This is a genomic window from Pseudomonas sp. GW821-FHT07F05, from assembly GCF_059418765.1.
The window spans coordinates 17,442-40,399 of the sequence record NZ_JBWKQL010000023.1 but is presented as its reverse complement, the minus strand read 5'-3'; the positions used below and the strand labels follow the sequence as shown (position 1 = coordinate 40,399).

Below are 22,958 nucleotides of genomic sequence, written 5' to 3'. Positions count from 1 at the left end.
GCAGGAAACCGGCAGTCCGCTGTCGCGCGGCGGCCCAAACCGGATCCCGGTCCGCCAAATGCGGCCGGAATCATTGAAGAATCAACGCTTTGTATCACCGCTGAAAAACTGGTTCGATTATTGCTATGACCTGTTCAGTACAGCTACAGGCGGCAAGCGTCTGTCGGAGGAGGAAGACTGTGGACAAGTTGCTATACGTGGCCATGAGCGGAGCGTCGGAAAACGCCATCGCCCAAAAGGCCCATGCCAACAACCTGGCGAACGTTTCTACCAACGGGTTTCAGCGCGACCTCGAACAGGCGCGCTCAATGCCGGTGTTCGGCGAGGTTAACCCGTCCCGGGCGTACGCCATGAGCGAACGTCCCGGCACTGACTTCAGCCAGGGCGCGATGGTCGACACCGGTCGCGATCTGGACGTCGCCGTCAAAGGCAACGGCTGGATGGCGGTGCAGACGCCCGACGGCGGCGAAGCCTACACCCGCACCTCCAGCATGAACATCGACGCCCTCGGCGTGTTGCGTGATGGCAATGGTTTGCCGGTCATGGGCAACAGCGGGCCGATTGCCGTGCCTCCGCAGCAGCAGATCGAGATCGGCGCCGACGGCACCATCAGCGTTCGCTCGCTGGGCGAGAGCCCTCAGGTGATGGCGCAGATCGACCGCATCAAGCTGGTCAAGGGCGACCAGACCACCATGGAAAAAGGCCCCGACGGTCTGATGCACACCAAAAGCGGCAGACCGGCCCAGGCCGATGCTGACGTGCAGGTCGAATCCGGGTTTCTGCAGGCCAGCAACGTCAACGCCGTCGACGAGATGACCTCGGTGCTGGCGCTGTCCCGCCAATTCGAACTGCACATCAAGATGATGAAGACCGCCGAGCAGGATGACGAGTCGATGGCTCGCGTCTTGCAAATGGGCTAATGACTGACAGCTTGCGCCGATAAACAGGCGCTCGAGGAGATTCAAACATGCTTCCGGCACTCTATGTTGCTAAAACCGGTCTGGCCGCCCAGGACACCAACCTGACGACCATTTCCAACAACCTGGCCAACGTTTCGACCACCGGTTTCAAAAGCGACCGTGCGGAATTCCAGGACTTGCTTTACCAGATCAAGCGTCAGCCAGGCGCCCAGTCCACTCAGGACAGCGAGCTGCCATCGGGCCTGCAACTGGGTACCGGTGTGCGCATCGTCGGCACCCAGAAAAACTTCACCGCCGGCAGCCTGCAGACCACCAACCAGCCGCTGGACATGGCGGTCAACGGTCGCGGTTTCTTCCAGATCCGTCAGCCTGACGGCACCCTGGCCTACACCCGCGACGGTACGTTCCACCTGGACAGCAACGGCCAGATCGTGACTGCAAACGGTTACGCGCTGGAGCCTGCGATCGTCGTTCCGCAAGACTCGCAGACCTTCACCGTCGGCGAAGACGGCACCGTGTCGATCACCACCTCGGCCAACACCGCCACGCCACAGATCATCGGTAACGTGCAGACCGCGGACTTCATCAACCCGGCCGGCCTGCAATCCCAGGGCGGCAACCTGTACCTGGAAACCGCTTCCAGCGGCGCGCCTCAGGTCGGTACGCCGGGCCTCAACGGTCTGGGCGTGGTCAAGCAGAACACCCTGGAAAACTCCAACGTCAGTACCGTTGAAGAGCTGGTGAACATGATCACCACCCAGCGTGCCTACGAGATGAACTCCAAAGTGATCTCCACCGCTGACTCGATGCTCCAGTACGTGACCCAGAACCTGTAAGCCCTGTTTGAAACGCCTGATGTCCTGTTGCGAAACACCTGATCAATTCCAAGGGGCGCCTGAAAAACGCCTGCTACACCGCGAGGTTTTAAGTGTCATGAAACGGCTCTCTGTATTGCGGCTTTCCCTGTTGGCAGCTCCTGTGTGCGGTATCGCGCTGCTGACCGGCTGCGTTGCGCCTGCGGCCAAACCCAATGACCCTTATTACGCGCCGGTGTTGCCGCGCACGCCGCTGCCTTCAGCGGCCAGCAACGGTTCGATTTATCAGGCCGGTTTCGAGCAGAACATGTACGGCGACCGCAAGGCCTATCGGGTCGGCGACATCATCACCATCACGCTTTCCGAGAAGATGGCTGCCAGCAAGGCCGCCAGCTCAGGGATCAGCAAGACCAGCAAAACCAGCCTTGGCCTGACCTCGCTGTTTGGCGCAGGCGTCAGCACCAACAACCCGGTTGGCGGTGGCAACCTCAGCCTGGACGCCGGATACACCGGCGACCGCGCCACCAAGGGTGACGGCAAGGCGGCGCAGAGCAACAGCCTGACCGGCTCGATCACCGTGACCGTCGCTGACGTCATGCCCAACGGCATTCTGTTGGTGCGCGGCGAGAAGTGGATGACCCTGAACACCGGTGACGAACTGGTGCGCATCGCCGGCCTGATTCGCGCCGACGACATTGCCACTGACAACACCGTGTCGTCGACTCGCATCGCCGACGCACGCATCACTTATTCCGGTACAGGCGCGTTTGCCGATTCCAGTCAGCCAGGCTGGTTCGACCGATTCTTCCTCAGCCCGTTGTTCCCTTTCTGATAGCGGGATAGCCATGATCACGTTCAAGCAACTGATAGCGGCAGCGCTGCTGTTCACCACCGCACTGGGCGCCCACGCCGAGCGCCTGAAGGACATCGCCAGCATTTCCGGCGTACGGACCAACCAGTTGATCGGTTACGGTCTGGTGGTGGGGCTCAACGGCACGGGTGACCAGACCACCCAGACGCCGTTCACCCTGCAGACCTTCAACAACATGCTCTCGCAGTTCGGCATCAAGGTGCCGGCGGGTTCGGGCACCGTGCAGCTGAAAAACGTCGCGGCCGTGGCCGTATACGCCGACCTGCCGCCGTTCGCCAAACCGGGTCAGCAGATCGACATCACCGTATCGTCCATTGGTAACTCGAAGAGCCTGCGCGGCGGTGCCCTGTTGATGACCCCGATGAAGGGTATCGACGGCAATGTCTATGCCGTGGCCCAGGGCAACCTGGTGGTCGGCGGTTTTGATGCCGAAGGCCGCGACGGTTCGAAGATCACCGTCAACGTGCCGTCTTCCGGTCGCATTCCAGGTGGTGCATCGGTTGAACGTGCCGTGCCAAGTGGCTTCAACCAGGGCAACTCCCTGACCCTGAACCTCAATCGCAACGACTTCACCACCGCGAAGCGCATCGTCGACAAGATCAACGACATGCTCGGCCCTGGCGTCGCTCAGGCGCTGGACGGCGGCTCCGTGCGAGTCACCGCGCCGCTGGACCCCAACCAGCGTGTTGATTACCTGTCGGTGCTGGAAAACCTGGAAATCGATCCGGGCCAGACGTCCGCCAAAGTCATCATCAACTCGCGGACCGGCACTATCGTTATCGGCCAGAACGTCAAGGTGTCGCCGGCAGCCGTGACCCACGGCAGCCTGACCGTGACCATCACCGAAGACCCGATCGTCAGCCAGCCGGGCGCGTTCTCCAACGGCCAGACCGCCGTGGTCCCGCGTTCGAAGATCAACGCCCAGCAGGAAATGCACCCGATGTTCAAGTTCGGTCCGGGCACCACGCTGGATGAGATTGTCCGCGCGGTTAACCAGGTGGGCGCAGCGCCGGGCGACTTGATGGCGATTCTCGAAGCACTGAAACAGGCCGGCGCGTTGCAAGCCGACCTGATCGTGATTTAAGAGGCAAACTGAATGAGCATTCCAAGCGGCGGCGTTTCTTCAGGTGATTCAGGGGCGTACACCGACCTCAATCGTCTGACGGCCATGAAAACCGGTGATCGCGACAGCGAGGGCAACCTCAAGAAAGTCGCGCAGGAATTCGAGTCGCTGTTCGTCAGCCAGATGCTCAAGGCCATGCGTTCGGCCAACGAAGTGCTGGCCAAGGACAACCCGATGAACACCGCGGCGACGCGGCAGTATCAGGACATGTATGACCAGCAGCTGTCGGTGAGCATGTCTCGCGAGGGTGGCGGCATTGGTCTGCAGGACGTGCTCATGCGTCAGCTGTCGAAAAACAAGGGCGCTGAAGTCGCGCCGGCCACCGGGCTTGTGTCCGGCAACAACAAGACCACGGCAAAGGTCGACGGCAAAGCCGACGCGCCTGCCCAGACCGGTCTGGCCACGCACATCGCTCAGCGTCCGCTGTGGGCCACCCGTTCGGTGACTGCGCCCGCCGCAACCGACGGCACCGCGCACAGCGACGTGGCAGCGCTGAATTCCCGTCGCCTGTCGCTGCCGAGCAAACTCAGCGACCGCATCATGGCCGGCATCGTCCCGAACACCGCCACCGCCGCCGGCCAGGACGCGAGCACCAGCGCTACCACACTGAAGAACCGCATCGCCGTTTCCAATGCCGTGGCCGCCGCGAAAAGCGCAGGGTCTCAGAGCAATGGCGACTGGACCGTCGGGCCTCAGTACGCCGCCGACGCTGACGCTTATGTGCGCAGTCGCGTGCAGACACCGCTGGCGCCGGGCAAGAGTGCATTCGCCAACCGTGATGACTTCGTCGCCACGATGATGCCGCTGGCCAAGGACGCTGCCGCGCGTATCGGCGTCGATCCAAGCGTGCTCGTCGCACAAGCCGCGCTGGAAACCGGCTGGGGCAAATCGATCATGCGTCAGTCCGACGGCGGCAGCAGCCACAACCTGTTCGGCATCAAGGCCCAGGGCGGCTGGAAAGGACCGGAAGCCCGCGCGATCACCAGCGAGTTCCGTGACGGCCAGATGGTCAAGGAGACCGCGGACTTCCGCGCCTACGACTCGTACGCCAGCAGCTTCCACGACCTGGTGAGCTTCCTGCAGAACAACAATCGCTATCAAGAAACCCTGAAATCCGCCGATAACCCGGAACAGTTTGTGAAAGAGCTGCAGAAGGCCGGCTACGCAACCGACCCGTCCTATGCCAGCAAGATTTCTCAGATAGCGAAACAGATGAAGAGTTACCAGACCTACGCATCCGCCTCGGGCTCTTCCACGACTTTATAAGGTTTGAACCATGTCACTGATCTCAATCGGGCTTTCGGGACTCACCGCCAGCAGCGCAGCATTGACGACGATCGGCAACAACACTGCCAACGTCGACACGCAGGGCTACTCGCGTCAGCAAGTGATGACCGCCGCCGGGGCTCAGCAGAACATCGGCGTCGGTTTCATCGGCACCGGTACGACGTTGTCCGACGTGCGCCGCATCTACAACGGCTACCTCGATAACCAGTTGCAGACCAGCACATCGCTCAACGCCGACGCCACCGCGTACCTGAGCCAGGCCAGCAAGCTCGACTCGATGCTGTCCGACAGCTCGACCGGCGTGAGCACGGTGCTGGCGAAGTTTTTCACTGACCTGAGCGCCCTGGCGTCCGGGCCGACCGACACGGCTGCGCGCACGACATTTCTGACCAGTGCATCGGCGCTGGCCGGTCAGTTCAACACCATCTCGGCGCAGATGAAGGACCAGAACGCCAGCATCAATACCCAGCTGACCACGGCAACAGGGCAGGTGAATGCACTGGCGTCGTCCATTGCCGTCCTCAACAAGCAGATCACCGAGACCCAGGCTTCCGGCGGTCAGCCCAACACGCTGCTCGATTCGCGCACCGAGGCGGTACGTCAGCTCAATGAACTGGTCGGCGCCAAGGTCGTTGAAAACAACGGCAGCTATGACGTTTACATCGGCACCGGCCAGCCGCTGGTCACCGGCACCACCGCCAATACCCTGAGCGCCGTGCCCAGTGACAGCGACCCCAGCGTGTATGCGCTGAAACTGAAATATCAGAACAACGAAGTTGATGTCTCCAGTGTGGTAACCGGTGGCTCGCTTGGCGGGTTGCTGCGTTATCGCAGCGACGTGCTGCAGCCGGCCGCCAGCGAGCTGGGCCGTCTGGCGGTGGTCGCTTCCGACCAGATCAACAGCCAGCTCAACCAGGGTGTGGACGCCAACGGCAACTTCGGCAGCAACCTGTTTATCAGCGTCAATGACCCGAGCCTGACCAGCCAGCGCAGCCTTGCCAACACGACCAACGATCAGTCCTCGGGCAACTTCGCGGTGTCCATTGCCAACAGCGGCGCGCTGCAGACCAACGATTATCAGGTGACCTTCACCGATGCCAGCGGCCAGTACAGCGTCAAGCGGCTGCCGGACGGCAGGGACATGGGTTCGTACAACACCAGCGCCACCACTGCGCCGGTCATCGACGGCTTCTCGCTGAAATTCAATGGCACCTCCACCGAGGGTGACAGCTTCAAGATCAGCCCGACCAAGACCGGTGCCGACGGTATCAAGGTGGTGATGACCGACCCGAAAGCCATCGCCTCGGCCAGTCCGCTGACCGGCAGCTCCATCGTGAGCAAAGGCTCGGGCACGTTCACCCAGCCTGTCTTGTCGACCCAGGCCGACATCTACAACCCGACCGCGACGGCCGATCTGCGAAACGCGCTCACCGCCTCGACGCCGATGCGTTTGCTCATGGGCGATGTCACCAATGGTGCTCAAGCCTATACGCTGGTCGATGCGCAGGGCGCGGCGGTCAAAGACAAGTCCGGCAATGCAATCAAGGGGTCGATTGTTCAAGGCCAGTCCAACGACATCAGTCTGGAAGTGGGTTACACCGACTCGTCGGGTGCTGCGCAGTCGTTCAAGTTTGGCATGACCCTCGCCGGATCGGCCAACAGTGGCGACACCTACAGCATCGCCATGACCGGCGCCGGGTCTCTGGACAACCGCAACGCGACCTCGGTCGGTACCCTGCAGACCAAACAGACCCTCGACAGCGCAGCCGGCAATGGCACGGGCATGAGCCTGAGCGGCGCCAACGCCAACATGATTACCACCGTCGGCAGCAAGGCGGCGCAGGGCAAGAATGATTCGACGGCCACCACCGCCGTCCTTACCCAGGCCAAGAGTGCGCGCGACAGCGTTTCCGGTGTTTCGCTGGATGAAGAAGCCGCCAACCTGGTCAAGTATCAGCAGTACTACACCGCTTCGTCGCAGATCATCAAAGCCGCTCAAGCCATTTTCAGCACGCTGATCAACAGTCTTTAAGGAATCGTAATCCATGCGTATCTCAACGACCCAGTTTTACGAAACCAGCGCCACGAACTATTCGCGCAGTTACGCCAACGTCACCAAAACCGGTGACGAAGTGGCCAGCCAGGTCAAGCTCAACACGGCCGGCGATGATCCGGTCGGCGCGGGCCGTGTGCTGCAGTTGCAGCAGCAGGGCACGATGCTCAATCAGTACAAATCCAACATCGACACGATCAATACCACCGTCGTGCAGACCGAGACGGCCTTGACGTCGATCACCTCGGCGATTCAGCGCGCGCAAGAGCTGGTACTGGGGGCGGCGAACACCTCGTTCACCGACAAGGACCGCCAGGCCAACGCCTCCGAGCTCAAGGAGTTGCAGGGGCAGATTCTCGGCCTGATGAACAGCCAGGACGCCGACGGCACCTACCTGTTCTCCGGGTCCAAGGGCACCACCGCGCCATACGCCGTCAGCTCCGACGGCACCTACAGCTATCAGGGCGACCAGACGCGCAACCTGCTGGCCGTTGGCACGGGCATCTCCATGGCCAGCAACACCACCGGCTGGGATGCATTCGAACAAGCGACCAACACCACGCGCACCTCAACGACCCTGGTCGCTGGCGCGGATGACGGCGTGATCTCGTTGTCCGGCGGCAGCGTCAGCAATGCCTCCACCTACGACACCAGTTTCACCGCCGGCCAGCCCTACAAGATCTCCTTCACCAGCAGCACGGCCTATACCATCCTGGACAAAAACAACCAGGATGTGACGGGTGAGGCGTCGGCCGCCGGCAAGTTTGCGTCCACCAGTTCGGCGAACCAGGCCATCACCTTCCGGGGCCTGGAACTGAACCTGAACATCAACTTGACCAAAGATCAGTACGCAAGCACCAGCGCCGCCGACGCGGCCGTCAAGGACCACACCTTCCAGCTGGGTGTTTCCCCCAGCACCGTGAGCACTTCGCGTCTGCCGGCCAACACCTCGACCGATGTGATCACCAGCTCGGTGGTGACCGATCAGGCCGCGTTCGACAAAACCTTCCCGTCGGGCGGCGCTGTCGTGCGCTTTACGGATGCCACCAACTTCAATCTGTACGCAGCGCCCTATGACCCGGCGACCAGCAAAGCGGTGTCCACCGGCACGCTGAGCGGTAACACGGCGACGGCCTCCGGCGTGACGTTCACCTTCAGCGGCACGCCGCCGGCGATGGCGGCAGGTGACCAGTTCACCGCGCAGTCTTCGACCCAGCAAAGCCAGAACGTGCTGAACACCTTGTCCAAGGTCATTACCGCGCTCAACGGCAAGGTCGATGGCGACCCGATTGCCCAGCAGAAACTGCAGGCCACGATGACCTCCACCATCGGTAACCTGAAAAGTGCGGCCGAGCAGATCATCAATGCCACCAGCGACGGCGGTGCCCGGGCCAAAACGGCGACCGATCAGGGCGTGACCAACCAGAACATGATCGACAACGGCACCACCGAATCGGGCACGATTACCGCATCCGATCCGGTCGATGCGATCGCCCGTCTGACCCTGCAAAAAACCATGCTGCAGGCGTCGCAGCTGGTGTTTACCCAGCTGTCTGCGCTGAACCTGTTCAGCAAGTTGTAATCGGCCCAGCGGCGGGCGGCCCCTGATCAACAGGGGTCGCCACCGTTGAGCGTCAACCGTATTGTCAGCGGTTATGCCGATCCTCTCCCCGGGGAACGGCGCCGCTCGTGAGTCCCGCCCGTGAATTCAGCTCCTCTCGTCAGCCTCGTCATTCCCGCCTACAACCCGCGCTTCTTTCAGCGAGCGCTTCAGGACGCCCTGGCCCAGACCTATAGGCCCCTTGAAGTGGTGGTCTGCGACGACAGCCAGACCGACGAGATCCAGGGCATCGTTGAAAAGTACCTGGACTCCAGCCCGGTCACCCTGCGTTACGTGCGCAACCCTACGCGTCAGGGTTTCGTCGGTAATCTGCTGGTGTGCCTGCACGAAGCGCAGGGCGAGTTCATCAAGTTTTTCTGCGACGACGACCGGCTTTTTCCGGCGGCGGTGGCGCGTCAGGCCAGCGTGCTTGTCGAGCATGACGACGTCAGCCTGGTGCTGGCCCAGCGTTATTTCTGCGACCCCCAGGACATTCAGCTGCCGGTGCGCATCGAGAACGCGCCGCTGGCCGAATCCAGCTCGGTGTTCTACGGCGCCGATCTGCTCTCCGTATTCGATATTTCGCCGACCAACTTCCTCGGCGGCTTCAGCAGCTCGTTGATGCGCCGCAGCGATGTGCAGGTGATTCTGCCGGCGCTCCGTGAAGTGGGCGACGGCTTCACCGCGCTGGTGGATTTCGTGCTCTACGTCTGTCTGCTCAAGCGCGGCAACATGGTCATGCTCAACGACGTGCTCAGCGCCGAGCGCTTGCACCCGGAGCGCTTCAGCCGTCAGCAGTGGGTCAGGGATCTGATCACCGACGAGCGTCAATGGCTGGGCAAGATGCTCAAGGCGCGCACCGGCGAAGACGCTCCCGAATACGGCTGGGTGCGCTTCGTGCCGCTGACTCAGGCGCTGGAGCAGCCCCGTGTCTGGCAAGAACTGCCCCTCAGCCGCATGCTCGGTGACCGACAGGCCGCCTTGCCGTGGCGGGTCGGCACCGACAGCGAAAGTTTTGCCGAGCTGTACCAGCAATGGTTGAGCTTCCGCACCCTGTTTGGCGCCGATCGCCTGCGCGTGGCGGATAACGTCGCGACATGGCCGTCGCAGCCGAAGATGGTGGCGGTGGTGCTCGACGAACACGCCAGTGCCGCCGGTGTGGCGCTGACCCTGGCCAGTCTCGACGCGCAGTTGTACGCCGCCGAACTGACTCTGGTGCTGTCCAGCGCTTGTGACGCGCCGGTGCTCGACGGCCGTGTGTTCACCTTGCCGCTGCAGCCCGACTGGCTGGCGCAACTCAATGACCTGTTGCCTCAGCTTGAGCGCGGCGACTGGTGCTACCTGCTGCGGGCGGGGGATCGGCTCACCGATTGCGCGCTGCTGATCCTCGCCGAACGCGTTGCCCACTCGCCGGACGTGCTGTGCCTGTACGGCGACGAAGGCGCGCTGCACGAAGGCGAGTCGGCCGAGCCGGTGTTCCGGCCTGACTTCAACCTCGACCTGCTGCGCAGTTACCCCTACGTTGGCCGGGTGCTGGCGTTTCAGATCGCCGCGCTGGCCGGGATTGGCGGTTTCGATTCCGCCTACGGCGAACTGGCGCCCCACGACGCCATCTGGCGACTGACCGAAGCCCATGGCGTGGTGGTTCAGCACGTTTCGGAAATCCTCGTCGAGTCGCAGTTTCCCTTCCAGGCGTGGCTCGCGCTGGATGAGGTCATGGCGCAAAACGCTCCGGTGCTCGATGCGCATCTGCACCGCATGGGCATCGCCCATCAGCTGCGCGAGGTGGAAGGGCAGTGGGTCAATCACATTGATTACCTGAGCGACGCGCGTCCGCTGGTGTCGATCATCATCGTCCATCAGGACCAGTTGGCGGCGTTGCAGCGCTGCATCGAATCGCTGCTGTCGAAGACCGCTTACGCGCCGTTCGAAGTACTGATCGTCGACTGCGCCAGTCAAAACCCGGAAGCGCGATCCTGGCTGGCGGACATGCAGCAGATCGGCGGCGATACCCTGCGCGTGCTGCATTACGAAGGGCAGGGCAACGGCGCCGACGTGCGCAACTTCGCCGCTGCCCACGCCCGCGGCGAGCACCTGCTGATGCTCAGCATCTACGCGGTGGTGGCCGATTCCGCGTGGCTGGGCGAACTGGTCAATCACGGCCGGCGGGAAGAAGTCGGCGTGGTCGGCGCCAAGCTGTTCACCCCCGAAGGCTACATCCTGCAGGCCGGGCTGATTCTGGGTTACCACGGCCCGGCCGGCCCTGCGTTTTTTGGCGAGCCACTGCACGCGCCCGGTCATCTGCTGCGGTTGCAAGCGGCCCAGGATCTGAGCGCGGTGGGCGGCCACTGCCTGTTGGTGCGCCGGGCCTTGTTCGAGCAGCTCGGTGGCCTGAACAGCAATGAATTCACCGGCAGCCTGAGCGAAGTGGATTTCTGCCTGCGCGTCCGCGAATCCGGCCATCTGGTGGTCTGGGCACCCCGTGCCGTGCTGGCGATCGGCGCCTCGACACCGGCGGAACAGGTGCGCGAAAAACAATCCCAGGTCGACGATCAACACACCTTCTACAAACGCTGGCTGCCGATCCTCGCCCGCGACCCGGCCTACAACCCGAACCTGCGCCTGACCGGTTCGTTCTATAGCCTGGAACCGGGCCTTAAAAAAGGCTGGAACCCTTATTCATCGCGGCGCCTGCCCAATGTGCTGGCGATCCCGGTCAACAGCACGGCGGTGGGTCATTACCGCGTGTCCCAGCCGTTTCTGGAGCTGGAAGCCGATGGCCGAATCGAAGGGCGGATGAGTTACGACCTGCCGTCGATCATCGAGCTGGAGCGTCAGTCGCCGGACGTGATCGTCGTGCAGTGCCGCTACAGCCAGAATTCCATCGATCAGGTCGCCAGCCTCAAGGCGTACTCCAACGCCCGGCGCATTTACGAGCTGGACGACTACGTGATCAGCGTGCCGAAAAAGAACGGCCACTTGCGCAGCATGCCGTCGAACATGGAAGCGATGGTGCGTCTGGGCACCAGCCTGTGTGATCGGGTGGTGGTGTCGACGGTGACGCTGGCCGATGCGCTGTCGGGGATGCACCACGACATCCGCGTGGTGCCGAACATGCTGGCTTCACAGCTCTGGACCGGCCTGCGCAGCCAGCGCCGGACCTCGAAGAAGCCTCGGGTGGGCTGGGGCGGCGGGACCAGCCATGCCGGCGATCTGGAAATCATCGCCGAGGTCGTGCGCGAGCTGGCCGATCAGGTCGACTGGGTGTTCTTCGGCATGTGCCCCGAGTCGCTGCGCCCGTACGTGCACGAGTTTTATCCGTCAGTGGGCTTGCTGGCCTATCCGGCCAAATTGGCGGCCCTAAACCTGGACCTCGCGCTGGCGCCGCTGGAACACCACATCTTCAACGACTGCAAAAGCAACCTGCGCCTGCTGGAATACGGGGCCTGCGGCTACCCGGTGATCTGCACCGACACCCGTGCGTACGACGGCTACCTGCCGTGCACCCGCGTGATGACCAACAGCACCGCCGAATGGCTCGAAGCGATCCGCATGCACCTGGCCGACCCGGACGCCAGCTACCGCATGGGCGATGAGCTGAAAGAAGTGGTCATGCGCGACTACGTCCTGCGCGGCGACAACCTCCAGCACTGGGTCAACGGGTGGCTGGCGGATTAAGCACGGTGTTTTAGTGGGACCGGCTTCAGCCGGGAAGAGGCCCGCATGCACACCCTCACTTTTGCGGCATGACGTATGCCGCCTTCCCGGCTAAAGCCGGTCCTACAGTCGGTACGCGGTGTGCACGTGGGACCGGCTTCAGCCGGGAAGGGGCCTGAATGTGCACCCTCACTTTTGCGGTGTGACGTCTGAGGTCTTCCCGGCTAAAGCCGGTCCTACTGACGGTACGCGGTGTGAATGTAGGACCGGCTTCAGCCGGGAAGGGGCCCGCATGCACACCCTCAATTTTGTGGTGTGACGCATGACGCTTTCCCGGCTAAAGCCGGTCCTACTGGCGGTACGCGGTGTGAATGTAGGACCGGCTTCTGCCGGGAAAAGGCCCGCATGTGCACCCTCACTTTTGCGGCATGACGTATGCCGCCTTCCCGGCTAAAGCCGGTCCTACTGACGGTACGCGGTGTGAATGTGGGACCGGCTTCAGCCGGGAAGGGGCCTGAATGTGCACCCTCAATTTTGTGGTGTGACGCCTGACGCTTTCCCGGCTAAAGCCGGTCCTACAGACGGTACGCGGTGTGAACGTGGGACCGGCTTCAGCCGGGAAGAGGCCCGCACCTGCACCCTCAATTTTGTGGTGTGACGCATGCCGCCTTCCCGGCTAAAGCCGGTCCTACTGACGTCGCCGATCTTCCGGCAGATGAAGAACGTGTGGGAGCGAGCTTGCTCGCGAATAAGCCGGCACACCCGCCGAATATCCATCGGTAGAGATGCCGCCTTCGTGAGCAAGCTCACTCCCACATGACCGGTGTCCGCCGCATCGTTGCCAGCCACCTTCCCGGCCAAAGCCCATCCTGCCCATTGCGCGCAGTCCCGCCATGCAGAGTTGGCGTGCTTCCTGCTTCGTCTCCCCGATATCGCCATTGATCATCTTTTTGACGCCTGGCCGCATCACAGGGAAAACGTAATGCACCCTCATTCATCTCCGGGAAACACCATGCCGCTCGATGCCCAACTGACGCTTGTGGTCCTCACCCATGACCGGCCCGCGCTCCTGCGCCGGACATTGCAGTACTACAGTTCTTCGTCGGCTCGGGTGCTGGTGCTCGATGCTTCGCAGCAGTCAGCCGCAGACATCGGCGCGCTGTTCCCGCAGGTGGATTACCGCCACGTGCCTCAGTTCGCCGAGAGCGGGGTCCAGAGCAGGATCGCCCACGGCGTGACCCAGGTGGCTACGCCGTTCATGGCGTTCGTGGGCGACGAAGATTTTCTGATGCATGACGGCCTGGCCCGGTCGGTGGAATTCCTTGCCGCCAACCCCGCCTACGGCCTGTGCCACGGCTATTGCCTGATGTACCAGGCCCACGGCGACAAAGTTGAATACTTCCGCCGCGACAAAAAGGGCCAGGAAGACTTCGCCGCCGACGACAGCGGCGAGCGCGTCCTGAGCTTCATGGATCACTACATTCCGCCGTTCTACGCCGTCACCCGCACGGCGCTGCTGCAACAGTGGTTTGCCGCGTTGCCCCAGAGCATCAGCGGCGAACTGCAAGAGTTCGGCCACGCCTACTTCCTGCTCTCGGCCGCCAAGGCGCGAATCCTGCCGATCCCCTACGTGGTCCGCGAACTCCACCACCGGCTCTCCGACCGCCCGACCCACATGCTGAAAAAGCTGAGTGACAGCGATCCGTCAGCTGTCCTCGAACGCCACGAATTCGCCGGTTTTCTGACAGCCCTGACCACGGCCGACCGCGACCTGAATGCAGCCGACGGCATCGAGCAGGTCAAAAAGGCCTACACCGCCCTGCAGGTCTGTCTCGAAGATCAACATTCCCTGGGCCTGACCAGCATCGTGTTGTCCTACTGGAACGATGTCTTCAGACCCGTGGACCGTCAGTTCGGGCCCCGGCAGTTCGTTGAGATGCCGTTTTACAACCAGGCCTTTTTCGATGTGCTGACCGAGATCGAATTCCTGATCCACGCGCTGCCAGCCGGCAAGCTGCAAATGGAACAGCTCGAAGGCACTTGGGTTCAGCAGGAAGTGCTGCTGCGCACCCACACCAACGACAACCCCGAAACCATCGCCAACCGGATGTGGGAAGCGATGGCCCTGAACATCTTCAACCCGCACATCGTCGAGCCGCTGGCCGGTCTGATGGCGCGGCAGGGCGACCCCGAAGAAGCCGCGCAAATGTCGCGCTGGCTCGAGCGCCTGAACTCGGTCCATCGCGAGGACCATCGTGAACGCTTGGCCGACATGCCGTCGGGCCAGTTGTTGCAGTGGCTGGACGCACGCCAGCCGAGCCCGGGCGACGCGCAGGCCATCCTCAACCGCATCGACAGCCTTGGCGGCGCACCGCAGTTCGGCATTCTGTTGCTGGACCTCAACGATGACATGACCAAACTCCAGGTCACCCTGGACAGCCTGGTCGAAGGCCACTGCAAGACGTTCAAGGTCGTGGTGTTCACCAGCGGCGAGCCGCCGGCCGCCACCAGCGCGCAAAACACCCTGCATTTCGTCAAGGTCAGCAAGAGCAACTGGGTCGACAAGGTCAACCAGACCGCCCGCCAATCCACCTGCCACTGGCTGATGCTGGCGGAAGTCGGTGATGCCTTCACCGCCGGCGGCCTGTTGCGCGCCTCGCTGGAGCTGCAGGCCGCCCCTGAGTGCCGCGCGGTGTTCGCCGATGAAGTTCAACGTGAGGCCAGCGGTGCGCTGACCCATGTCATGCGCCCGGGCTTCAACCTCGACCTGCTGCTGAGCAACCCTGCGCTGATGTCCCGCCACTGGCTGGTCCGCCGCGACGTGCTGGTCGAGGCCGGCGGTTACTCCGCCGACTTCGCCCAGGCTGCCGAATTCGAACTGCTGCTGCGCATCATCGAGCAGGGCGGCATGGGCTGGCTGGCCCATCTGGACGAGCCGCTGCTGGTCACCGACGCGCAACCGCTGGAAGAAAACCCCCAGCAGCGTCTGGCCCTGACCCGGCACCTGAACAATCGCGGCTTCAAGGCCCAGATCAGTCCGGCGGCGACCGGCGCCTGGCGCATCGATTACCGCCACATCCAGCGCCCGCTGGTGTCGATCATCCTGCATGATATCGACGACCTGCCGGTGCTGCAGCGCTGCCTGGCCAGTGTGCTGCTGCGCACGCGCTACGCGAATTACGAAGTGCTGATTGCGGACGATCACAGCGTGTCGGCGGAGCTGAGTGAATGGCTGGGCCGTCAGGAAAAAGGCCGCGTGCGGGTGATTCGCTTCGATCAACCGCTGAACCACGCCGCGCTGATCAACGCCGTGGGCGCGCAGGCCACGGGCGAATACCTGGCGCTGCTCTCGGCCCATGGTGAAGTCATCAGCCCGAACTGGATCGACGCCTTGCTCAATCAGGCAATGCGCCCGGAAGTCGGCGTGGTCGGCGCCAAGCTGATTGAACGCAACGGCACGGTCAGTCAGGCAGGGTTGATCCTCGGCATGAACGGCGGCGTCGGTTCAGCGTTCGTCGGCGAAGCAAAAGACGCTGCCGGTTACATGAGCCGTTTGCTGCTGGACCAGAATTACTCGGCGGTGTCCGACGCTTGCCTGATGGTGCGCAAGGCGCTGTTCGACGACGTCGGCGGCCTGGATCAAGGTCATTTTGCCGACGCCTTTGCCGACGTTGATCTTTGCCTGAAAGTGGCCCAGGCCGGCTACCTGACGGTGTGGACGCCTCACGTGCAGTTCGTCCATTCGGGGTCGTTGCCCGACGCGCCACAGACACTCGCGGCGCTGCAGGACAAATGGTCCGGTGCGTTCGCCCACGACCTGGCGTACAACAAGAATCTGCAACTGACCGGCAAGGGCTTCACCCTCGCTCAGGCCGACGGTTCCAGTTGGGCCGAGCTGCTCGCTTAAGGCCTCCGGGTTAAAGGACACCATCATGTTCAACGGCAAATCAGTGTTCATCTCAGGCGCGACCGGCTCGTTCGGTCGCATGTTCATCCGCTCGCTGCTGGCGCGTTATCAGCCTCGGCGCGTGGTGGTGTTCTCCCGCGATGAACTCAAACAATACGAAATGCAGCAGGAATTCAACGCCCCGTGCATGCGCTATTTCCTTGGTGACGTGCGCGATGCCGACCGCTTGCAGCAGGGCATGCGCGGCATCGATTACGTGGTCCACGCGGCGGCGCTCAAGCACGTGCCGGCGGCGGAATACAACCCGACCGAATTCATCCGCACCAACGTCAATGGCGCGGAAAATATCATTTCGGCGGCCATCGCCAACGGCGTGAAAAAGGTCGTCGCGCTGTCGACCGACAAGGCCGCCAGCCCGATCAACCTGTACGGCGCCACCAAGCTGCTGTCGGACAAACTGTTCGTCGCCGCCAACAACATCGGTGGCGAGGAGCAGACGCGGTTTTCCGTGGTGCGCTACGGCAACGTCGCCGGCTCCCGCGGCTCCATCGTGCCGTTCTTCAACAAGCTGCTGGCCGGCGGCGCGGCTGAATTGCCGATCACCGATCCGCGCATGACGCGGTTCTGGATCACCCTCGACCACGGTGTGGATTTCGTCATGCAGAGCTTCGAGCGCATGCACGGCGGCGAAGTGTTCGTGCCGAAGATTCCGTCGGTGCGCATCGTCGATCTGGCCCAGGCCATGGCCCCCGACCTGCCGCACAAGATCGTCGGCATTCGTCCCGGCGAGAAACTGCACGAGCTGATGGTGCCCCAGGACGACGCGCGCATGACCCTGGAATTCGACGACCACTACACCATCGTGCCGTCGATCCGCTTCAACAACGTCGACACCGATTTTGCCGTTGACGCCACCGGCGCACAGGGCAAAGCGGTCCACGACGAGTTCGAATACCGCTCCGACACCAACCCGGACTTTCTGTCGATCCGCCAGATCGGCGAGCTGCACGCTGACGTAAAGCCATGATTCCGTACGGCAGGCAGAGCGTCGATCAGGCTGATATCGATGCCGTCGTCGAGGTGCTCAAGTCGGACTGGCTGACCCAGGGCCCGACCCTTGAGCGCTTCGAAGCCGCGATGGCCGAGCGCTGTGAAGCGGGTTTCGCGGTGGCGGTGTGCAACGCCACGGCGGCGCTGCACATTGCCTGTCTGGCGGCCGGACTGGGGCAGGGCGACTGGCTGTGGACCAGCCCGAATACCTTTCTGGCCTCGGCCAACTGCGGGCGCTATTGCGGCGCCAACGTGGATTTTGTCGACATCGACCCGCTGACCTGGAACCTCGACACCGACGCCCTGGCGCGTAAGCTTGAAGTGGCTGAATCAACCGGCACGCTGCCCAAGGTGCTGGTGGCGGTGGCGTTTTCCGGCCAGAGCTGCGACATGCGCGCCATCGGCGAACTGGCCCGACGTTACGGGTTTGTGGTGATCGAAGACGCCTCCCACGCGGTCGGCGCGCACTATGCCGGGCGTCCGGTGGGTTGCGGCGAGTTCGCTGACATGACGGTGTTCAGCTTTCATCCGGTGAAGATCGTGACCACCGGCGAAGGTGGCATGGTGCTGACCAATCGGCCCGAGCTGGCCGAACATCTGCGCCGCCTGCGCAGCCACGGCATGACCCGTGACCCGGCGCAGATGGACGAGCCCAGCCACGGCCCCTGGTATTACCAGCAAGTCGAACTCGGCTTCAATTACCGCATGACCGACATGCAGGCGGCGCTCGGGCTTTCGCAGCTGAACAAACTGGACGGTTTTCTGGCCCGTCGGCGGGCGTTGGTGGCGCGCTATCAGACGCTGCTGGCCGACCTGCCGCTGACCTTGCCGACCATCCAGGCCGAGGCCGAATCGGCGTGGCACCTGTACGTCGTTCGCGTACACACCGACATGCTTTCGGTGAGCCATCGTCAGGTGTTCGAAGGGCTGCGCGCGGCGGGCATCGGCGTGAACGTGCACTACATCCCGGTTCATCTTCAGCCCTATTACCGCGACCTGGGCTTCAAACCGGGTGATTTTCCCGAGGCCGAAGCCTATTACGCCCAGGCCATCAGCCTGCCGCTGTACCCGGCGATGACCGACGCGCAACAGGATTACGTGGTTGATCAGCTTGGCCGTCTGCTCTGCGAAACAGCGCGGGCCAGCGACTGATGCGAACGAACCCATGACAGGCCCACGAGCATGAGCGCCGTCGCCATCATTCCCGCACGGGGCGGCAGCCAGCGCATCCCGCGCAAGAACATCAAGCTGTTCAACGGCGAGCCGATGATCGCCCATTCCATTCGTGCTGCGCTGGCGAGCGGGGTGTTTGATCAGGTTGTCGTCAGCACCGACGATGAAGAGATCGCCGACGTCGCCCGCCATTACGGTGCCGAGGTGCCGTTCATGCGCCCAGCGGACCTGGCCGATGCCTTCACCGGCACGGCGGCGGTAATCCAGCATGCCCTCGGCGCCCTCAGTTATTCCTTTGATTACGCCTGCTGCATCTACGCCACCGCGCCGCTGTTGCAGGCGCGTTATCTGCGTCAGGGCCTAGAAGCGCTCGAAGCAGCAGCCGAAAAATCCTATGCGTTCTCGGTGTGCAGCTTCGGCTTCCCGGTGCAGCGTGCGCTGTTGATCGACAGCGACGGCTGCCTGGGCGCGATGCACCCGGAATTTCGCAGCGTGCGCTCCCAGGATCTGCCCGTCGCGTATCAGGACGCCGGCCAGTTCTACTGGGGCCGCAGCGAAGCCTGGCGGCGCGGCGACACGGTGTTTTCCGAACTGAGCCTGCCGGTGATCCTGCCTCGGCATCTGGTGCAGGACATCGACAGCCCGGAAGACTGGCTGCGCGCAGAATATTTGTACGCGGCGCTCAAGGCCGGCGGGGAACTGCAATGATGCGCGTGCTGATCCGCGCCGACGCCTCGGTGACCATCGGCAGCGGCCACATTGCCCGCTGCCTGACGCTGGCGAAAACGCTACGTGCAGATGGCGCCGATGTGCATTTTGCCTGCGGCGAATTGCCGGGCCATTTACTCCAGCGGCTGGCGGATCAGGGCTATGTCACCCATGTGCTGCCCGCCCGCTATGGTGCTGAAGAAGACTCGGACATCGAAGCGGCGTTGCCGTGGCAGGCGGACCTGTCCGCCTTGGCCGAAGAGATTGAAGATGAGCCGCCCTTTGACTGGCTGATCGTCGACCATTACGGGCTGGATGCACGCTGGGAAACGGCGGCGCGCGGTCTCGCCCATCGGGTCATGGCGATCGACGATCTGGCCAATCGGCCCCATGCGGTCGAAGTGTTGCTGGACCAGAATTACAGCGCTCAGGCCCTGGATCAGCCCTATGCCGCTTGGGTTGGTCCTGAGTGCCAGACCTTTCTGGGGCCGAGATTTGCGTTGCTGCGCGAGGAGTTTCAGTGCGAGCCCATCGCGATCAAGCCTCGGGTGGAGCGGGTGCTGGTCAATTTTGGCGGCTTCGATGCGGCCGGTCAGGTTTACACCACGATGCAGGCGCTTCAGGGGTTCGACGATCTGCAGGTGGATTTCGTCGCCGGTTTGCACAACCCCCACTGGCAGGCGATGAGCGAGCTGGCGGCCTCTCGACCTGAGTGGCGGCTGCACACGCTGACCGGTGATTTTTTCGCGCTGATGCAGGCGGCCGATCTGTTTATCGGCGCCGGCGGCGGCACCACCTGGGAGCGTGCAGCGCTGGGCTTGCCGACGATCTGTATTTCGGTGGCGAACAATCAGCAGCTCAATGCGCAATTGCTGGCCGAGGCCGGTGTGCATGAGTTTCTCGGGCCCCATGTGCAGCTTGAGCCCGGGCGTTTGCACGACGCCATCGAGCGGCTTTGCGGTGATGCCCCGTTACGCCAGTCATTTGCCGATCAATCGAGGTTGTTGGTGGATGGCCGAGGTGCCCGGCGCATCGCTGATGCATTGGCGACAGTTGCCGATAACGCGGCAAAGGGGCAGGGCGCATGAGCCACTGCCCGTTCTTATTTTCATCGTTTGGCCTAGTGCCGGCCGATGTCAGTGCAGCGAGTGAGCAACGATGAATTCTTTCAAGATCGGTTCCCGAACCATCGGCCCCGACGCGCCGCCGTTCATCATTGCCGAGATGAGCGGCAACCATAATCAGTCGCTGGATCAGGCATTGCGCATCGTCGAGGCGGCGGCCAAGGCGGGCGCCCACGCCCTCAAGCTGCAAACCTACACCGCCGACACCATGACCCTGGACATCGCCGAGGGCGAATTCTTCATCAAAGACCCCAACAGCTTGTGGGCCGGGACCTCGCTGTATGCGCTGTATGAACAGGCGCATACGCCTTGGGAATGGCATGCGCCGATCTTCGCCCGTGCGAAAGAACTGGGGCTGCTGGCATTTTCGACGCCTTTCGACGAGACCGCCGTGGACTTTCTCGAAAGCCTCGACGTGCCGGCCTACAAGATCGCCAGCTTTGAGAACACCGACATCCCGCTGATTCGCAAGGTGGCGGCCACAGGGAAACCGATGATCATCTCCACCGGCATGGCCAGCATCGCCGAGCTGGACGAAAGCGTGCGCGCTGCGCGTGCGGCGGGCTGCAAGGATCTGGTGCTGCTGAAATGCACCAGCACCTACCCGGCGACACCGGCCAACAGCCACGTGCGCACAATTCCGCATATGGCCGGGCTGTTTGGCTGCCAGGTCGGCTTGTCCGATCACACCATGGGCGTTGGCGTGTCGGTGGCGGCGGTGGCCATGGGCGCGACGGTCATCGAAAAGCACTTCACCCTCGACCGCGCCGACGGCGGGGTCGACGCCAGTTTCTCGCTGGAGCCAGCAGAAATGGCCAGCCTGGTCATTGAAACCGAGCGCGCCTGGCAAGGCATGGGCCACGTGCAATACGGCGCCACTGAAGCCGAACAGAAATCGCTGCAATACCGCCGCTCGTTGTATGTGGTGCGGGACATCGCCGAGGGCGAGGCTTTCACCCCGGACAACATCCGCGCCATCCGCCCCGGCCTTGGCCTGGCGCCCAAACACATCGACGCCGTCCTCGGGCGCAAGGCCCGACACGCGCTGAAACGCGGCTCGGCGCTGAGCTGGGATGTGGTGGGTTAGGCAAATACGGGCCCGGCCTTAGCCGCCAATTGGCTGTGAACGCGAATGTAGGACCGGCTTTAGCCGGGAAGGCGGCATTCGTCACACCGCGAAATTGTCGGCGCACACAAGGGCCTCTTCCCGGCTAAAGCCGGTCCCACTAAAACAACGCATGCAGTCAGTGAGATTGGATGTGAACGCAAATGTGGGACCGGCTTTAGCCGGGAAGGCGGCATTCGTCACGCCGCGAAATTGACGGCGCATATCAGGGCCTCTTCCCGGCTGAAGCCGGTCTCACTGAAGCCTCGCGGACGTTCAACCACCCGCCACAATCCCGTGACATCTTCATGTCAATTGCCTGTCTGACCGGCGATCTGATGTTGCGCCGTACCTGTCGGTCAGCTAAAAGCTTGTAAAACTTTTGGTGACCTGTGGGTCATAACGGGCATCTTCACTGTATCGTGTTGGCGGGCCGTGACGTCGTCGGGCTGATTCCAGAGCGATTCTGGTACTGCCCCGACCTGTACGTTGCCCTTTTTTCAGGCCGCAAGCCCCGGATTTTCAACGCCCCGCCTAACCGCGCCGGGTGATGTTCAGCAGTTTTTTATTGGGAAGCCATGATGATTGGCATCAAGAGCATAGCGAGTTATGTGCCCACAGCCGGCGTCGACAATTACGCCCAGGGTGCCAAATTCGGAAAGGATGAAGACTTCATCCTTGGCAAGATCGGTTCTGCTTTTCTGCCGCGCAAAGACGACACCCAGGAAACCTCGGACCTGTGCGTCGAAGCGGTCAACCAGCTGTTCGCCAACAACCCCGGTCTGTCGCGGGACACCGTCGACGCACTGATCGTCGTCACCCAGAACGGCGACGAAGAGGGCCTGCCCCACACAGCCGCCATCGTTCAACACAAACTCGGCCTGCCGACCCACATCGCCGCGTTCGACATTTCCCTGGGTTGCTCGGGTTATGTCTACGGTATCTATGCGCTGAAAGGCTTCATGGAAGCGACCGGGTTGAAAAACGGCCTGCTGGTCACCGCCGACCCGTATTCGAAGATCGTCGACCCGGAAGACCGCAACACCACCATGCTCTTCGGCGACGCCGCCACCGCCACCTGGATGAGCGATGACGCGCCGTGGCAGCTGGGCAAATCCAAGTTCGGCACCGACGGCTCGGGGGCGGAGTTCCTCAAGACCACCGACGGCGCGTTCTACATGAACGGGCGTCAGGTGTTCAACTTCGCGCTGGTCAAAGTGCCGGCGCACCTCAACGAATTGCTCGAAGACTCCGGCCTGCAATCCTCCGACGTCGATGCGTTCTGCATCCACCAGGGCAGCGCGGCCATCGTCGATGCGGTCGCCCGTCGGTTCGAGGACGGCAAGTCGCCGGAGAAATTCGTCAAGGACATGCTTGAGACCGGCAATACGGTGTCGTCCAGCATTCCGCTGCTGCTGGAAAAACACGTCATGAACGCCACCTGGAAGCGCATCGCGGTCAGTGGTTTCGGCGTGGGCTTGTCGTGGGGCTCGGCGATCCTTTATCGTCCCTGACATCGCGTCACCAGGCTGATCCCAGCCTGCACAACGGCGACGCTGATTTAT

General features: G+C 62.6%; 15 protein-coding genes. All 15 read left to right on the top strand.

Annotated features, from left to right (window positions below; genetic code table 11):
* Positions 1–179 precede the first annotated feature (179 nt).
* The 15 genes from AC07RO_RS26665 (at position 180) to AC07RO_RS26595 (ending at position 22,907) form a co-directional block, all read left to right on the top strand.
* The gene (locus AC07RO_RS26665) at positions 180–920 is read left to right on the top strand and encodes a flagellar basal body rod protein FlgF (protein WP_192172647.1); all 741 of its coding nucleotides are present in this window, start codon (positions 180–182) and stop codon (positions 918–920) included.
* Positions 921–967: 47 nt separating this feature from the next.
* Positions 968–1,756, top strand: coding sequence for a flagellar basal-body rod protein FlgG (gene flgG / locus AC07RO_RS26660; RefSeq protein ID WP_065987266.1), 789 nt, complete (start codon positions 968–970; stop codon positions 1,754–1,756).
* A 97-nt stretch (positions 1,757–1,853) separates the two neighbouring features.
* Entirely contained in the window at positions 1,854–2,567 is a 714-nt protein-coding gene (gene flgH, locus AC07RO_RS26655; RefSeq protein ID WP_282371631.1) for a flagellar basal body L-ring protein FlgH, read from the top strand.
* A gap of 13 nt (positions 2,568–2,580) precedes the next feature.
* Entirely contained in the window at positions 2,581–3,690 is a 1,110-nt protein-coding gene (locus AC07RO_RS26650) for a flagellar basal body P-ring protein FlgI (protein WP_074893047.1), read from the top strand.
* 12 nt (positions 3,691–3,702) lie between these two features.
* Positions 3,703–4,995: a flagellar assembly peptidoglycan hydrolase FlgJ gene (flgJ, locus tag AC07RO_RS26645; protein ID WP_282371627.1), complete on the top strand. Its 1,293-nt coding sequence runs from the start codon at positions 3,703–3,705 to the stop codon at positions 4,993–4,995.
* Positions 4,996–5,005: 10 nt separating this feature from the next.
* Positions 5,006–7,048 (top strand): flagellar hook-associated protein FlgK, encoded by a 2,043-nt coding sequence (gene flgK, locus AC07RO_RS26640; protein ID WP_192172643.1) that lies wholly within the window; start codon positions 5,006–5,008, stop codon positions 7,046–7,048.
* Positions 7,049–7,061: 13 nt separating this feature from the next.
* On the top strand, positions 7,062–8,651 hold the full coding sequence (locus tag AC07RO_RS26635; RefSeq protein WP_346628742.1) for a flagellar hook-associated protein 3: 1,590 nt from the start codon (positions 7,062–7,064) through the stop codon (positions 8,649–8,651).
* 120 nt (positions 8,652–8,771) lie between these two features.
* The gene (locus tag AC07RO_RS26630; RefSeq protein WP_346628743.1) at positions 8,772–12,347 is read left to right on the top strand and encodes a glycosyltransferase; all 3,576 of its coding nucleotides are present in this window, start codon (positions 8,772–8,774) and stop codon (positions 12,345–12,347) included.
* 961 nt (positions 12,348–13,308) lie between these two features.
* Positions 13,309–16,233, top strand: a complete 2,925-nt coding sequence (locus AC07RO_RS26625; RefSeq protein WP_495087517.1) for a glycosyltransferase family 2 protein — start codon at positions 13,309–13,311, stop codon at positions 16,231–16,233.
* Positions 16,234–16,258: 25 nt separating this feature from the next.
* The gene (pseB, locus tag AC07RO_RS26620) at positions 16,259–17,260 is read left to right on the top strand and encodes a UDP-N-acetylglucosamine 4,6-dehydratase (inverting) (protein WP_192174127.1); all 1,002 of its coding nucleotides are present in this window, start codon (positions 16,259–16,261) and stop codon (positions 17,258–17,260) included.
* A complete protein-coding gene (gene pseC, locus AC07RO_RS26615) occupies positions 17,257–18,435 on the top strand; it encodes a UDP-4-amino-4,6-dideoxy-N-acetyl-beta-L-altrosamine transaminase (RefSeq protein WP_495087516.1) in 1,179 nt (392 codons plus the stop codon). The genes pseB and pseC overlap by 4 nt, the downstream gene beginning before the upstream one ends.
* A gap of 30 nt (positions 18,436–18,465) precedes the next feature.
* Positions 18,466–19,164, top strand: coding sequence for a pseudaminic acid cytidylyltransferase (gene pseF, locus AC07RO_RS26610; protein WP_346628746.1), 699 nt, complete (start codon positions 18,466–18,468; stop codon positions 19,162–19,164).
* Positions 19,161–20,252 carry a UDP-2,4-diacetamido-2,4,6-trideoxy-beta-L-altropyranose hydrolase gene (pseG, locus tag AC07RO_RS26605; protein WP_495087515.1) on the top strand — a complete coding sequence of 364 codons (1,092 nt, stop codon included), beginning with the start codon at positions 19,161–19,163 and terminating at the stop codon, positions 20,250–20,252. The genes pseF and pseG overlap by 4 nt, the downstream gene beginning before the upstream one ends.
* Before the next feature lie 70 nt (positions 20,253–20,322).
* Entirely contained in the window at positions 20,323–21,375 is a 1,053-nt protein-coding gene (gene pseI / locus AC07RO_RS26600; RefSeq protein ID WP_495087514.1) for a pseudaminic acid synthase, read from the top strand.
* Between the two features lie 599 nt (positions 21,376–21,974).
* On the top strand, positions 21,975–22,907 hold the full coding sequence (locus AC07RO_RS26595; protein WP_495087513.1) for a ketoacyl-ACP synthase III: 933 nt from the start codon (positions 21,975–21,977) through the stop codon (positions 22,905–22,907).
* The last annotated feature ends 51 nt before the right edge of the window (positions 22,908–22,958 follow it).

Bases quoted from the DNA above. Each gene is read 5' to 3' on its own strand.
- pseC (WP_495087516.1), top strand. From the start codon at position 17,257: ATGATTCCGTACGGCAGGCAGAGCGTCGATCAGGCTGATATCGATGCC.
- pseF (WP_346628746.1), top strand. From the start codon at position 18,466: ATGAGCGCCGTCGCCATCATTCCCGCACGGGGCGGCAGCCAGCGCATC.
- flgH (WP_282371631.1), top strand. From the start codon at position 1,854: ATGAAACGGCTCTCTGTATTGCGGCTTTCCCTGTTGGCAGCTCCTGTG.
- flgJ (WP_282371627.1), top strand. From the start codon at position 3,703: ATGAGCATTCCAAGCGGCGGCGTTTCTTCAGGTGATTCAGGGGCGTAC.
- AC07RO_RS26650 (WP_074893047.1), top strand. From the start codon at position 2,581: ATGATCACGTTCAAGCAACTGATAGCGGCAGCGCTGCTGTTCACCACC.
- AC07RO_RS26625 (WP_495087517.1), top strand. From the start codon at position 13,309: ATGCACCCTCATTCATCTCCGGGAAACACCATGCCGCTCGATGCCCAA.
- pseB (WP_192174127.1), top strand. From the start codon at position 16,259: ATGTTCAACGGCAAATCAGTGTTCATCTCAGGCGCGACCGGCTCGTTC.
- AC07RO_RS26635 (WP_346628742.1), top strand. From the start codon at position 7,062: ATGCGTATCTCAACGACCCAGTTTTACGAAACCAGCGCCACGAACTAT.
- AC07RO_RS26595 (WP_495087513.1), top strand. From the start codon at position 21,975: ATGATTGGCATCAAGAGCATAGCGAGTTATGTGCCCACAGCCGGCGTC.
- flgK (WP_192172643.1), top strand. From the start codon at position 5,006: ATGTCACTGATCTCAATCGGGCTTTCGGGACTCACCGCCAGCAGCGCA.
- pseI (WP_495087514.1), top strand. From the start codon at position 20,323: ATGAATTCTTTCAAGATCGGTTCCCGAACCATCGGCCCCGACGCGCCG.
- pseG (WP_495087515.1), top strand. From the start codon at position 19,161: ATGATGCGCGTGCTGATCCGCGCCGACGCCTCGGTGACCATCGGCAGC.
- flgG (WP_065987266.1), top strand. From the start codon at position 968: ATGCTTCCGGCACTCTATGTTGCTAAAACCGGTCTGGCCGCCCAGGAC.